Source organism: Quadrisphaera sp. DVD1 (genome assembly GCF_058932755.1).
This window is the reverse complement of sequence record NZ_JBZYWI010000090.1, coordinates 1-12,430: the sequence shown is the minus strand read 5'-3', so window position 1 is coordinate 12,430 and position 12,430 is coordinate 1. Positions and strand designations below refer to the sequence as shown.

Sequence of the window (12,430 nt, the reverse complement as noted above, 5' to 3'; positions counted from 1 at the left end):
CAGCGCGGTGCGCCAGCCGACGTGGTCGGCCAGCGGGGCGGTCAGGGACGACGTCAGGCCCGAGCCGACGTTGAGCGCGGCGCCGTAGAGCGCGGTGACCACCCCGGCGCTGCGGGCGAAGTCCGCGCCGATGACCACCGGCACGACGATGTTGCCGATGGTGATGGCCAGGCCGAGCACCAGCGTGCCGGCCAGGGCCACCGCGATCCCCCCGGTCGAGCGCACGAGGGTGCCGACCAGCACCCCGGCCAGGGCGACGAGCACGGCGCGGTGCGGCCCGGTGCGGGCGATGACGAGGACGGCCAGGGGCGCGGCCAGGCCGAAGCAGAGCACCGGCAGGCCGGTGAGGAGGCCCACCTGGTCAGCGGTGGCGCCCAGGTCGGCCTGCAGGGCCCGCGCCACCGGGGCCACCGCCACCAGCGGACCCCGCAGGGTGAGCGCGACGAGGACGACGCCCAGCAGCAGGAGGCCCCCACCGGCCCGGCGGCTCGGCGCGGGCCCGGTGCTCACGCCAGCATCCTCACGCACACCCGCCACGCCGCCGCGGGGCTCCCCCGCGGCGGCAGAACCGCGTAGGGTCCGGGCCGTGTCCTTGATCATGACGCAGGGCCTGACGAAGCGGTTCGGTGCGGTGACCGCCGTCAGCGACCTCACCGTCGACGTCGCTCCGGGCGTCGTCGGGCTCATCGGGGCCAACGGCGCCGGCAAGTCCACGCTCCTGAAGATGCTGCTCGGGCTGCTGCCCCCGACGTCCGGGAGCGCCAGCGTGCTGGGCCTGGACGTCGTCACCCAGGGCGCCGAGGTGCGCCAGCGGGTGGGCTACATGCCCGAGCACGACAGCCTGCCCCCGGACTCATCGGCGACGGAGTTCGTCGTGCAGATGGCCCAGCTCGCCGGGCTGCCGCGCACCGCCGCCCGCGAGCGCGCCGCCGACACCCTGCGCCACGTCGGCCTCTACGAGGAGCGGTACCGGCCGATGGGCGGGTACTCCACCGGCATGCGCCAGCGGGTCAAGCTGGCCCAGGCCCTCGCGCACGACCCCCAGCTGGTGCTGCTGGACGAGCCCACGAACGGCCTGGACCCGGCCGGCCGCGACGAGATGCTCGGCCTGATCCGGCGCATCGGCACCGAGTTCGGCATCTCCGTGCTGGTCACCTCCCACCTGCTCGGCGAGCTGGAGCGGGTCTGCGACGCGGTCGTCGTCATCGACGGCGGGCAGCTGCTGCGCTCGTCCTCGACGGCGGAGGTCACCGCGGCCAGCTCCCTGCTCGCCGTGGAGGTGGACGGCGGCGCCGAGGGGGGCGCAGAGGGCGGCACCGAGCAGCTGGCGGCGCTGCTGCGCGCCGGCGGCCTCGCCGTCTCCCCCGCGGGCCGGGTGCTCGAGGTCGAGCTGCGCGACGACACCACCTACGACGCCGTGCGCGACGGCGCGGTGCGCCTCGGGCTGGGGCTGGTGCGCGTGGAGCGCCGCCGCCACCGCATGTCGGAGATGTTCACCACCCCAGCGCCGGCCACGGCGTCCGACCCCGACCGCACCCCCGACCCCACGGAGGCCCTCGGTGTCCACGGCGCCTGAGCACGCTGGGCTCCCCCAGCAGACGGGGGCCTCCGAGCAGGGGGTCATCCACGACATCGGCTACCGCCACTACGACGGCCCGCGGCTGGGCCGCGGGGCGATCTGGCGCGCCATGTTCCTCGAGGGCCTGCGCGGTGCGTACGGCCTGGGCCGCTCGGCGCGCTCGAAGGTGGTGCCGGCGCTGCTCCTCGCGGCGATCTGCCTGCCCGCGCTGATCCTCGTCATCGTCGCGTCGGTCACCCGCGCGAACCAGCTGCCGCTGAACTACACCGCCTACCCGGAGAACCTGCAGGTGCTGGTGGCGATCTTCGTCGCGGCCCAGGCACCGGTGCTCGTCTCGCGCGACCTGCGCTTCCGCGTGATCTCGCTGTACTTCTCCCGGCCGATGGAGCGCGTGGACTACGTGCTCGCCCGCTGGGCCGGGCTGGCGGGCGCCGTCCTCTTCCTGCTCGCGGTGCCGCTGACGATCCTCCTGGCCGGGGCGCTGCTGGCCCAGATGCCGCTCGGGGAGCAGGCCGGCGACTACCTGCGCGCCCTGGGCCAGGCGGCGCTGCTGGCGGTGCTGCTGTCGGGGATCGCCCTGGTCATCGCCGCGGTCACCCCCCGGCGCGGCCTGGGGGTCGCCGCGATCGTCACGGTCCTGCTCGTGCTGTCCGGGGTCCAGGCCTCGGTCGAGGCGATCGCGGGCAACGAGGGCAGCAGCACGCTGGCCGGCTACAGCCGCCTCCTCTCGCCGCCCACGCTGGTCGCCTCGGTCAGCGACGACGTCTTCGGCGGCGGGACCGGTGGCGGCCCGCCCGACGCGCTCGGCACCTCCGTCGGGATCCTCGTCTACCTCTTCGCGGTGGCCGCCTGCTACGGCCTGCTGGTCCTGCGCTACCGGAAGGTGTCGGTGTCGTGAGCACCCTCGTCCTCGACCAGGTCTCGCGCTGGTTCGGCAACGTCGTCGCGGTCAACGACGTGACGATGACGATCGGCCCGGGCGTCACCGGTCTGCTGGGCCCCAACGGGGCCGGCAAGTCGACGCTCATCCACATGATGGGCGGCTTCCTCGAGCCCTCCTCCGGGACGGTCACCCTCGACGGCGAGCAGCTCTGGCGCCGCGAGGAGGTCTACCGGCGGATCGGCCTGGTCCCCGAGCGCGAGGGCATGTACGACGGCGCCACCGGCTGGGAGTTCGTGCTGGCCAACGCGCGCCTGCACCGGCTGCCCGACCCCGAGGCGGCCGCGCACCGGGCGCTGGAGGTCGTGCAGATGACCGCTGCGCAGGACCGCGACGTCGCCACCTACTCCAAGGGCATGAAGCAGCGGGTGAAGATGGCGACCGCGCTCGTGCACGACCCGCCGGTGCTGCTGCTCGACGAGCCCTTCAACGGCATGGACCCGCGCCAGCGGCTGCAGCTCATGGACCTCCTGCACGCCATGGGCGAGCAGGGGCGCACCGTGCTGTTCAGCTCGCACATCCTCGAGGAGGTCGAGCAGATCGCCACCACGATCCAGGTCGTCGTCGCCGGCCGGCACGCCGCCTCCGGCGACTTCCGCGAGATCCGGCGGCTGATGACCGAGCGACCGCACCAGTACACGATCCGCTCCGACGACGACCGCGCGCTGGCCTCGGCGCTCATCGCCGAGCCCAGCGCCTCGGGCGTGGAGCTCGTCGGCGCCGGGCGCGAGGACCGGGCGCGCGGGGAGGCCGGGTCGCTGCACGTGCAGGTCACCGACTTCTCCACCTTCGTGCGGGCGCTGCCCGCCCTGGCCGGGCGCCACGGGATCCGCCTCTTCCAGGTCACCCCCGCCGACGAGTCGCTCGAGAGCGTCTTCACCTACCTGGTGTCGCGATGAACGCCACCGTGGCGCGGCTGACCGCGCGCAGCCTGCTCGGACGCCGCCGGATCCTCCTCCTGCTCGCCCTGCCGGTGGTGCTGCTGGCCCTGTGCGCGGTCGCCCGGGGCCTGGCGGGCGCCGACGAGCGGCTGGCCGTGAGCGTGCTGGCCAGCTTCGCCCTGGCCACCGTCGTGCCGCTGCTCGGCCTCATCGCCGGCACCGGCGCGATCGGCCCGGAGATCGACGACGGCTCGATCGTCTACCTGCTGTCCAAGCCGCTGAGCCGGATGACCATCGTCGTGACCAAGGTCGCCGTCGCGGCCCTCGTGGTGCTGGTGCTGGGCGCGCTGCCGACGCTGCTGGCCGGCCTGGTGCTCACCGGCACCGCCGACCGGATCGCCCTGGCCTTCGGGGTGGCCGCCGCCGCGGCGGGGCTGGCCTACTGCGCGCTGTTCGTCATGCTCGCCGTGATCAGCCGCAACGCCGTCGTCATCGGCCTCGTCTACGTGCTGGTCTGGGAGTCGCTGATCGGCCAGTTCGTGCCCGGCGCCCAGGCGCTGAGCATCCAGCAGTGGTCGCTCGCGATCGCCGAGCGGATCGTCGGCGACCAGGCCAGCGCGCTCGGCGTGTCCTCGGCGGTCGACCTCGTGGGGATCCCGCTGCTGCTGCTCGTGCTGCTGGGCTGCACGTGGTGGGCCGGGCAGCGCCTGCGGACCCTGCGCCTGGTCAGCGAGTCCTGACCCGCCCGTGAGCCGCTGCTGAGCCGCCCTCTCGCCGCGGCGCTCAGCGGCGGGGCGCGGCGGGCAGCCCGAGGGCGCGGCGCTCCAGGGCCGCGAGCTGTGCCACCGCGGCGGGGTCGCCACGGCGCCAGTCGCCGAGCGGGTCGGCGCTGATCCCCGACAGCCGGCTCAGCGGCTGGGAGGCCAGCGCCCGCAGCGCGAGGAGGTCCTCCCCCGCGCCGGCGCCCAGGAAGCGCTGCGCGGCACCGGCCCGCCGGGCGAAGCGCAGCCGCGGCGGCAGCCAGAGCGCCACCACGAGGACGATCGGCAGCACCGCGACCACCAGTCCCAGCACGTCGGCCAGGGACTCGGCGGCCGAGGACAGGGAGGAGCCGGCGTCCGCCAGCTGCTCGGCGGAGGCGCCGGCGCCGTCCAGCGGGCGGCTCAGCCCGTCGCCGACGAGGGGCAGGTCGGACGCCGTCCGGCCCGCCCCGCGCAGCTGGTCGGCGAGCCCGCCGGCGCCCTCCTGCAGGCGCAGGCCGGGGGCGGCCAGGCGCGCCACCGCCTCGTGCACCGCGCGCCCGGCCAGGACGCACGCCAGGGCGAAGACGGCGACGAAGGCGTCGACGCCGACCTGGCGCGCGCGGCGGGCCGGGTTCGCGGCGTACCAGCGCATCAGAGGACCATCACCGGGCCATCAGAGCACCACGGTGCCGCCGGTGCGCCAGTAGACGCCGTGGTCGCGGTCGAGGAAGCCCTCGTCGACCAGGTAGCGGCGCAGCATGGCGACGTCGTCGTGGAAGGCCCGCACCATGGCGTTGACCTCGGTCTCGGGGTAGCGCACGCCCGGCTCGAACACCCGCGCCACGTGGTCGAGCACGACGAGGCGCTTGGAGTGCTTGGCCGGCATGCTCGTCAGCCGGCCGTCGTCGTCCAGGAACGCCCGCAGCACCCGCTCGCGCCCGGCGAGGGCCTGCCGCAGCAGCACGGGGTCGCTGCCTCCGGACCCGCTGACCTCCACGGGAGAACTCTAAGCAGGGCGGGCGCGGCACCCGGCCGCTACGGTGCAGCGGTGCCCGGCTACGACGACGACCTGCGGCTCGCCCACGTGGTCGCCGACACGGTCGACTCCCTGACCACCTCCCGCTTCCGCGCGCAGGACCTGCAGGTGGAGACCAAGCCGGACCTGACGCCGGTCACCGACGCCGACCGCAGCGCGGAGGAGCTCGTGCGCGGCCAGCTCGCCCGGGTGCGCCCGCGCGACGCCGTCCTGGGCGAGGAGATGGGCGGCACGCTGGGCTCCGCCCGGCGGCAGTGGGTGGTCGACCCGATCGACGGCACGAAGAACTTCGTCCGCGGGGTGCCGGTGTGGGCGACCCTGCTGGCGCTGCTCGACGACGGCGTCCCGGTGCTCGGCGTCGTCTCGGCGCCGGCGCTGGGCAAGCGGTGGTGGGCGGCGACCGGCACCGGGGCCTGGAGCGGCCCGCGGCTGTCGTCGGCCACCCGGCTGCGGGTGTCCGGGGTCAGCGACCTGGCCGACGCCTCGCTGTCGCACTCGGAGATCTGGGAGTGGCAGGACCACGACCGGCTCGACGGCTTCCTCGACCTGACCCGGCAGGTGTGGCGCACCCGCGCCTACGGCGACTTCTGGTCCTACGCGCTCGTCGCCGAGGGCGCCGTGGACGTCGCGTGCGAGCCCGAGCTGGCCCTGCACGACATGGCCGCGCTCGCCGTCCTCGTCACCGAGGCGGGTGGGCGGTTCTCCTCCGTGGACGGCGTCGACGGGCCCTTCGGGGGCAGCGCGGTCGCCTCGAACGGCGTCCTGCACGAGCAGGTGCTCGAACGGCTGGCCGCTACCGCTCCCGCCGCCACGGAGCCGGTCGGCCCTGCAGCCACCACTCCAGCGCACGGGTGACCCGCGGCAGCACCAGGTAGGTCATCAGCGGCGTCATCACCACGGTGGTGACCAGGGTGCGCAGCCACAGAGGCACGCCGCCCGCCGCCGGTGCCAGCGCGTACCCGACGAGCACGCTCAGCGGGAAGAACGCGCACCAGATCACCACCGCCTGCTTCCAGCGCGGCGGCGGGGACGGCGCGGGAGCGGCCTCCTCGACGCTGCTGTGCGCCGGCGGGTCGAACCAGCCCTCGATGCCGGTGCGCCGCTCCACCCGGGTGTGCTCGACGATCCCCTGCGCCGACGTCAGCCACCACGAGCGCTCGTCGGAGCCCTCCCAGCGCGCGAGCGCCGCGGCGTCCGCGAACCGGTAGAGCATGTGCCAGTCGCTGGAACCGGGGCCCGGGCGCACCCACCCGGCGCCGAGGAAGCCGGGGAAGCGCTCGGCGAGGCTGGCGCCCGAGCGGACCCACGCCGACATCTCGCCCTCGCGGGAGGGGTCGGAGCGGCGGGTGACCGCGACGGTGACCGGGGCGGGCGCAGGAGCAGGGGGTGCAGCGGTGTCCACGCCCCCATGGTCGGGCCCGCGCGGGCGTCGCGGGACGCCGGTTGCTCCTCTCGTGCCGCGCGATCCGCCGTCCAGGGGCCCTCACGACCGGCGTCCGAGGAGCAGCGCGGCACCACGGGAGCACGCCGAGCGGGTGACGGCTCCGCGCGGCACGCGCGACCACGGGTTCACTCCCCCGCTGCTGCTTCAGGCTCCTCGTGCTGGTCGTGGCCGTCCGCGAGGGGCACCTCGGCCAGTCCGCCGAGCGTGGAGCAGGAGTCGTGGTGCAGAGCGGCGCCGCCACCACGCCTCGGCGGTGAAGGCCGCTCATCGACCTGCTGCTGGGCCGGATCCGCCACGATGGTGCCTCCGACGCCCGGAGGAGGACCCGTGACCTGGCCGCTGTCGCGGCGCGCGCTGCTCGCCCTGGTGGCGACCGCGCCGCTGGCCGCGTGCGCCTCCGGCGACGACCGCGCGGCCCCACCGGCGACTGCACCGCCCGCGACGCCGTCCAGCCCGTCTCCCGCGCCGGTCGACCGGACGGCGGAGCTCACCGCGCTGGAGGCCCAGCACGGCGCCCGCCTGGGCGTGTGGGCCCTCGACACCGGATCGGGGCGCACCGTGGCCCACCGCGCCGACGAGCGGTTCCCCTTCTGCTCGACCCTCAAGGCCTTCGCGGCCGGGCTGGTGCTGCAGCGCCGCGCCGGTGCGGGGCTCGACGAGGTCCTGAGCTACACGGCCGACGACCTGGTGCCGCACTCCCCCGCCACCGAGGAGCGGGTGGCGACCGGGATGAGCGTGCGCGAGCTGTGCGGAGCCGCGGTGCGGCTCAGCGACAACACCGCGGCCAACCTCCTCGTGCGCGACCTCGGCGGCCCGGCCGGCCTGACCGCGCTGCTGCGGGCGCTGGGCGACGACGTGACCTCTGCGGACCGCACCGAGCCGGACCTCAACGAGGCCGCGCCAGGCGACCCCCGCGACACGACCAGCCCCCGGGCGCTGGCGACGGGGCTGCAGCGGTTCGTCCTCGGCGACGCCCTCGGGACCGCCGAGCAGGGCCTGCTCACCTCGTGGCTCGTCGCCAGCACGACCGGGACGGCGCTGGTGCGCGCCGGGGTGCCGGAGGGCTGGCGGGTCGGCGACAGGTCGGGCAGCGGCTCCTACGGCACCCGCAACGACGTCGCGGTCGTGTGGCCGCCCGGGGCCGGCCCGCTGGTCGTGGCCGTGATGAGCACCCACGACGAGCCGGACGCCGAGCCGGACGACGCGCTCGTGGCGACCGCCGCCGCCGTGGCGGTCGGCGCGCTGACCGCAGCGCCGGCGGCGTGAGCCCCCGCCGTCGGTGCGCTGCGCCAGGATGCGGGCATGGACGACGGCAGCGGCACGACGAACGGGATCCGGCGCGGCATCACCGAGCCCGCTGCGCGCGGCGACGAACACACCGCCCTCCTCGGGTTCCTCCAGCGCCAGCGCGAGCTGGTGGCCTGGAAGGTCGGCGGCGCCTCCGACGAGGTGCTGCGCTCGGTGAGCACGCCGACGGGGCTCACGGCGCACGGCCTCGTGCGGCACCTGACCAACGTCGAGCGGTCCTGGCTGCGGCAGGTCTTCGCCGGCCAGCCCGACCTCGTCTTCGACTGGACCGACGACGACCCGGACGCCGAGCTGCACGTGCCCGACGGCGTCGCGATGGCCGAGCTGCTGGCCGCCTACGCCGTCGAGGCCGAGCGCTGCGACGCCGTGGTGGCCGCTGCCGAGTCGCTCGACGACCTCTCCGCCCGCGGCGAGCGGTCCCTGCGCTGGATCCTCCTGCACCTGGTCGAAGAGACCGCCCGCCACCTCGGCCACCTCGACCTGCTGCGCGAGCAGGCCGACGGAGCCGTCGGCGAGGAGCCGGAGCCCTGAGCCGCGACGACGCGGGCGAGGTGCCCCTGGCCGGCGGGAACAGCAGCACCGTCGTGCGGCGCGGGGACGCCGTGCACCGCAGCGCGGGGCCGTGGACGCCGACCGTCCACCGGCTGCTGGAGCACGTGCGCGCCGCCGGGCTTCCCGGGGTGCCGAGGCCCCTCGGCACGGACGAGCGGGGCCGCGAGGTCCTGAGCCACCTGCCGGGCACCGTCCCGCACTACCCGCTGCCCCCGTGGGTGTGGGCCGACGACGTCCTCACCAGCGCCGCGGAGCTCCTCGGGGCGCTGCACCGCGCCACCGCCGGCTTCCCGCTCGCCGGCGCGGTCTGGCAGGTGCCCGTCCACGAGCCGGTCGAGGTCGTCTGCCACAACGACGTCGCGCCCTACAACCTCGTCTTCGACGACGACCACCGCCTGTGCGGCCTCATCGACTGGGACACCGCCTCGCCGGGGCCCCGGGTGTGGGACCTGTCGTACCTGGCCCACCGGCTGGTGCCGCTGGCCCACCCCGGCAACGGCGACGCGCTGGCCAGCGGCACGGCGGAGCGCCGCCGGCGCCTGGAGGCGCTGTGCGCGGCGTACGCCGCGGCCTCCGGCGTGGCGCTGAGCCCGGGGGCCGTCCTCGCAGCGGTGCCCGGGCGCCTGCGCGACCTCGCCGACGACGCGGACGCCCGCGCCGCCGCAGCGGGCGCGGAGCACCTCGCGGCCCACGCCGTGCTCTACCGGCGTGACGCCGCCTGGGTCGCGCGCACCGCTGCGCACCTCAGCGCCTGAAACCCGGCTGACGCGGGCCCGCCGCCGGTGCGAGCATCGCCCGGTGACCGCGCCGTCGTTCGAGGAGCTCCTCGCCGAGGGCGCCTCCGTGCCGGTGGACGGCTGGGACTTCTCCTGGTTCGCGGGCCGGGCGAGCGAGGAGCGCCCGGCGTGGGGCTACGCCCGGCTGCTGTCGGAGCGCATGGGCCGGGCGACGTCGGCGCTGGACCTGCAGACCGGCGGTGGCGAGGTGCTGGCCGGCATCGCGCGGGCACCTGCGCGCCTGGCCGCGACGGAGTCGTGGCCGCCGAACGTCGCGCTCGCCCGCCGCGCCCTGGCCCCGCTCGGGGCCGAGGTCCACGAGGTCGCCGACGACGCGGCGCTGCCCTTCCCCGAGGAGTCCTTCGACCTCGTCACGAGCCGGCACCCGACCGTGGTGGTGTGGCCGGAGGTCGCTCGCGTCCTCGCGCCGGGAGGCGCGTACCTGTCCCAGCAGGTGGGGCCGTTCACCGCCCCCGAGCTCACCCGCGCGGTGCTCGGCGACGACGTGGTGCTGCGCCCCCGCAGCCCCCGGGCCGCCGTCGCCGCCGCCGAGCGGGCCGGGCTGGAGGTCACCGACGTGCGCACGCAGACCCTCCGCCTGGAGTTCTCCGACGTCGCCGCGGTGGTCCACTACCTGCGGAAGGTCGTGTGGATCGTGCCGGGCTTCACCCCGGAGCGCTTCCGGCCGCAGCTGCTCGCGATCCACGAGCGCATCCGCGCCGAGGGCGCCTTCGTCGCCACCACCGGCCGGTTCCTGCTCGAGGCGCGCCGCCCGGAGCGAGCCCCGGGCTGAGCCGCCGCTGAGCCCGGGGTGGACACCGCCGTCCCGCTCCGGTGTGCTGGGAGCGTGCCGAACCCCCCGCTGCCCCCGGACGTCGCCGCGCTGCTGGCCCGCCCCAACCCCGCCGTCATGGCCACCGTCGCCGCCGACGGGCGGCCGGTCACGGTCGCCACCTGGTACCTCGTCGAGGACGACGGCACGATCCTGCTCGGCCTGGACGCCGGCCGGGCCCGCCTCAAGCACCTGCAGGCCGACCCCCGGGTCTCCCTCACCGCGCTCGCCTCCGACGACTGGTACACCCACGTCAGCGTCCAGGGTCGGGTCACCTCGATCGTCGACGACGAGGGGCTGCGCGACATCGACCGCCTCTCCCGCCACTACACCGGCCAGGACTACCCGAACCGGACGAGCCCGCGGGTCAGCGCGCACGTGACGATCGAGCGCTGGCACGGCTGGGGAGCCGCCGCCGCGGAGTGAGCGGCACACCCCCCGGAGAACCGGAATGTGCCTTTGACCTGCAGCGTTGTACTCAGTGAGGACATCGAGCAGGGAAGAGGTGAGCCCCATGAGGGGTGATCGCGTCGAGGTCGTGGTGGACGCCGGTGGCGCCACGCGCACCTACGAGGTGGAGGCGACGCGGGCCGGTCGCCGGGTGGACGTGACCCACGGCCGCGGGCTCGTCGAGGTGACCGAGGTGACCCGCGGCGGGACGCCGGTGCGCACCGCGCGGTTCATGGCCAACCGGGTCATCGCGCTCGTGGAGCACCCGGTGGAGCGCCCCGAGCTGGGCGACGAGGTCGTGCCGCTGCGGCGGACGGCCTGAGCGCCACCGGGCCGGCAGCGGCGAGCACGACGACGGTGGGCCTCGAGCCCTCGGTCGTCGTGCTCGTGGGCGCCGCCGGCTCGGGGAAGACGACGGTGCGCGAGCGCTTGGTGGCCGCGGGCCTGCCCCCCGAGCGCGTGGTGAGCCTCGACGACGAGCGGGTGGCGCTGAGCGCGCAGGACGCCGCGGCCGGGCGGGAGCCCCGCGCGCTGCAGGACCACTCCTCGGCCGCGGTGCGCCGCGCCGAGCGGGCCGCCGCCGACCTGCTGGCGCGCGGCTGCGGCTACCTCGCCGACGCCACGCACCTGCGCCGCCGCGAGCGCGTGCCGCACGTCAGGGCCGCGCACGCGGCGGGCCTGCCGGCGGTGGCGGTGCTGATGCCCGCGCTGGACGTGGAGGTCCTGCTGGCCCGCACCGCCGCCCGCCCGCCGCAGCGGCGCGTCCCGGTGGACGTGCTGGCCCGCCACGCCCACCGGCGCTCCCTGCTCGACGCGCAGCGGCTGCTGCGCGACGACGGCTTCGACGCCGTGGTCGACGTCGAGGCCGTCCTCGCAGGCGCGTGAGGCGCTGCTCTCAGTCGCAGCGGGCCAGGGCGGCGTCCTCGGAGGAGGCGAGCTCCCCCTTGGCGTCGGCGTCCACACCGGCGCCCGGTCCCTGCGTCTCGTACTCCCCGATCGCGGCGACCTTGGCCGCCGAGGCCGAGGACGGGTCGAACCGGTAGCCCAGCCACTCCTTGGCGAGGCGGCGGGCCAGCTCCAGCCCGATGACGCGCTGGCCGAAGCACAGCACCTGCGCGTCGTTGGACAGCACCGCCCGCTCGACGGAGAAGCCGTCGTGCGCGGTCACCGCCCGGACCCCCGGCACCTTGTTGGCGCTGATCGCCACGCCCAGGCCGGTGCCGCACACGAGCAGCGCCCGGTCGGCGCGGCCGTCGGCGACCATCCGCGCCGCGGCCACGGCCACGTGCGGGTAGGCGGTGCCCTCGTCGGCGTGAACGCCGACGTCGACGACCTCCGCGACCCGCTCGTCGGCCTCCAGGTCGGCCTTGAGCGCGTCCTTGTACTGCAGTCCCGCGTCGTCGCTGCCGACGACGATCCTCAGCTGCTCAGCCATCCTGCTCCTCCGTCATGTCCGCGGTCCCGCTGGACCGCTCTGCCAGCACCCCGGCGACCGCCCGGGCGCTCATCGCGAAGGAGACCGCCCCCGCGTCGGGGGTCCCCACGCTGCGCTCGGCCAGCGGCCGGGCGCGTCCGACCTTCGGACGCAGCTCCGCCGTGGCCCGCGCGGCCTCGTCGGCCCGCTCGGCCGCCGCCGCCCACGCCGCGGGCAGCTCCTGCCCCGAGGCGACCGCCTCGGCGAGAGCCGTCGCGAACGGCTCCCAGGCGTCCAGCATCGTCTTGTCACCGGGCTGCGCGCCACCGAGGCGCACGAGCGCCTCGTACCCGCTGCGCACCGCCTCAGCCACGTCGGCCCCCGCGGGCGCTCCCGCGTCGCCCAGCCGCGCGCCGATCGCGGTCAGCGCCGCGCCCCACAGCACCCCGGAGGTGCCCCCGGCCCGCGAGGCCCA

Annotated in this window: 18 protein-coding genes; 12 read left to right on the top strand and 6 right to left on the bottom strand. The window is 76.2% G+C overall.

All coding sequences use genetic code 11. The annotated features are described in order from the left end of the window. A partial coding sequence (locus tag AC5FZL_RS11185) for an MFS transporter (protein WP_493618662.1) occupies positions 1–510 on the bottom strand: 510 nt, incomplete at its 3' end. Between the two features lie 82 nt (positions 511–592). Between AC5FZL_RS11185 and AC5FZL_RS11180 the strand changes: the two genes are divergently transcribed. From AC5FZL_RS11180 to AC5FZL_RS11165, 4 genes are read left to right on the top strand one after another with little or no spacing between them, the layout of a single operon-like run. Beyond that, positions 593–1,576 (top strand): ABC transporter ATP-binding protein, encoded by a 984-nt coding sequence (locus tag AC5FZL_RS11180; protein WP_493618664.1) that lies wholly within the window; start codon positions 593–595, stop codon positions 1,574–1,576. Further along, positions 1,560–2,477, top strand: a complete 918-nt coding sequence (locus AC5FZL_RS11175) for an ABC transporter permease (RefSeq protein ID WP_493618661.1) — start codon at positions 1,560–1,562, stop codon at positions 2,475–2,477. Before AC5FZL_RS11180 ends, AC5FZL_RS11175 begins: the two co-directional genes overlap by 17 nt. Further along, on the top strand, positions 2,474–3,418 hold the full coding sequence (locus tag AC5FZL_RS11170) for an ABC transporter ATP-binding protein (protein WP_493618660.1): 945 nt from the start codon (positions 2,474–2,476) through the stop codon (positions 3,416–3,418). Before AC5FZL_RS11175 ends, AC5FZL_RS11170 begins: the two co-directional genes overlap by 4 nt. Beyond that, a complete protein-coding gene (locus AC5FZL_RS11165) occupies positions 3,415–4,140 on the top strand; it encodes an ABC transporter permease subunit (protein ID WP_493618659.1) in 726 nt (241 codons plus the stop codon). The genes AC5FZL_RS11170 and AC5FZL_RS11165 overlap by 4 nt, the downstream gene beginning before the upstream one ends. A gap of 43 nt (positions 4,141–4,183) precedes the next feature. On the opposite strand, the gene AC5FZL_RS11160 is transcribed toward AC5FZL_RS11165, so the two are convergent. Continuing rightward, complete coding sequence (locus tag AC5FZL_RS11160; protein WP_493618658.1) at positions 4,184–4,795, bottom strand: hypothetical protein; 612 nt, start codon at positions 4,793–4,795, stop codon at positions 4,184–4,186. A gap of 21 nt (positions 4,796–4,816) precedes the next feature. Further along, entirely contained in the window at positions 4,817–5,140 is a 324-nt protein-coding gene (locus AC5FZL_RS11155; RefSeq protein ID WP_493618657.1) for a DUF2087 domain-containing protein, read from the bottom strand. A 51-nt stretch (positions 5,141–5,191) separates the two neighbouring features. On the opposite strand from AC5FZL_RS11155, the gene hisN reads away from it, so the two are divergent. After that, entirely contained in the window at positions 5,192–6,034 is an 843-nt protein-coding gene (gene hisN, locus AC5FZL_RS11150; protein ID WP_493618656.1) for a histidinol-phosphatase, read from the top strand. On the opposite strand, the gene AC5FZL_RS11145 is transcribed toward hisN, so the two are convergent. After that, on the bottom strand, positions 5,973–6,494 hold the full coding sequence (locus tag AC5FZL_RS11145) for an antibiotic biosynthesis monooxygenase (protein WP_493618663.1): 522 nt from the start codon (positions 6,492–6,494) through the stop codon (positions 5,973–5,975). The genes hisN and AC5FZL_RS11145 overlap by 62 nt on opposite strands. Before the next feature lie 426 nt (positions 6,495–6,920). On the opposite strand from AC5FZL_RS11145, the gene bla reads away from it, so the two are divergent. The 7 genes from bla (at position 6,921) to AC5FZL_RS11110 (ending at position 11,426) form a co-directional block, all read left to right on the top strand. Further along, positions 6,921–7,889 (top strand): class A beta-lactamase, encoded by a 969-nt coding sequence (gene bla / locus AC5FZL_RS11140; protein WP_493618655.1) that lies wholly within the window; start codon positions 6,921–6,923, stop codon positions 7,887–7,889. 36 nt (positions 7,890–7,925) lie between these two features. After that, positions 7,926–8,462: a DinB family protein gene (locus AC5FZL_RS11135; protein ID WP_493618654.1), complete on the top strand. Its 537-nt coding sequence runs from the start codon at positions 7,926–7,928 to the stop codon at positions 8,460–8,462. Between the two features lie 20 nt (positions 8,463–8,482). Continuing rightward, positions 8,483–9,238 (top strand): phosphotransferase, encoded by a 756-nt coding sequence (locus tag AC5FZL_RS11130; protein WP_493618653.1) that lies wholly within the window; start codon positions 8,483–8,485, stop codon positions 9,236–9,238. Between the two features lie 43 nt (positions 9,239–9,281). After that, the gene (locus tag AC5FZL_RS11125; RefSeq protein ID WP_493618652.1) at positions 9,282–10,052 is read left to right on the top strand and encodes a class I SAM-dependent methyltransferase; all 771 of its coding nucleotides are present in this window, start codon (positions 9,282–9,284) and stop codon (positions 10,050–10,052) included. Positions 10,053–10,106: 54 nt separating this feature from the next. Beyond that, a complete protein-coding gene (locus AC5FZL_RS11120; RefSeq protein WP_493618651.1) occupies positions 10,107–10,517 on the top strand; it encodes a PPOX class F420-dependent oxidoreductase in 411 nt (136 codons plus the stop codon). 88 nt (positions 10,518–10,605) lie between these two features. Beyond that, positions 10,606–10,863 (top strand): DUF8836 family protein, encoded by a 258-nt coding sequence (locus AC5FZL_RS11115; protein ID WP_493618650.1) that lies wholly within the window; start codon positions 10,606–10,608, stop codon positions 10,861–10,863. 35 nt (positions 10,864–10,898) lie between these two features. Then, positions 10,899–11,426 (top strand): AAA family ATPase, encoded by a 528-nt coding sequence (locus AC5FZL_RS11110; protein ID WP_493618649.1) that lies wholly within the window; start codon positions 10,899–10,901, stop codon positions 11,424–11,426. A 10-nt stretch (positions 11,427–11,436) separates the two neighbouring features. Here the strand turns inward: AC5FZL_RS11110 and AC5FZL_RS11105 are convergent, their stop codons facing one another. Together AC5FZL_RS11105 and AC5FZL_RS11100 are read right to left on the bottom strand one after the other, a co-directional pair. Then, on the bottom strand, positions 11,437–11,976 hold the full coding sequence (locus tag AC5FZL_RS11105; protein ID WP_493618648.1) for a ribose-5-phosphate isomerase: 540 nt from the start codon (positions 11,974–11,976) through the stop codon (positions 11,437–11,439). Further along, a partial coding sequence (locus AC5FZL_RS11100) for a DAK2 domain-containing protein (protein WP_493618647.1) occupies positions 11,969–12,430 on the bottom strand: 462 nt, incomplete at its 5' end. The genes AC5FZL_RS11105 and AC5FZL_RS11100, both read right to left, overlap by 8 nt.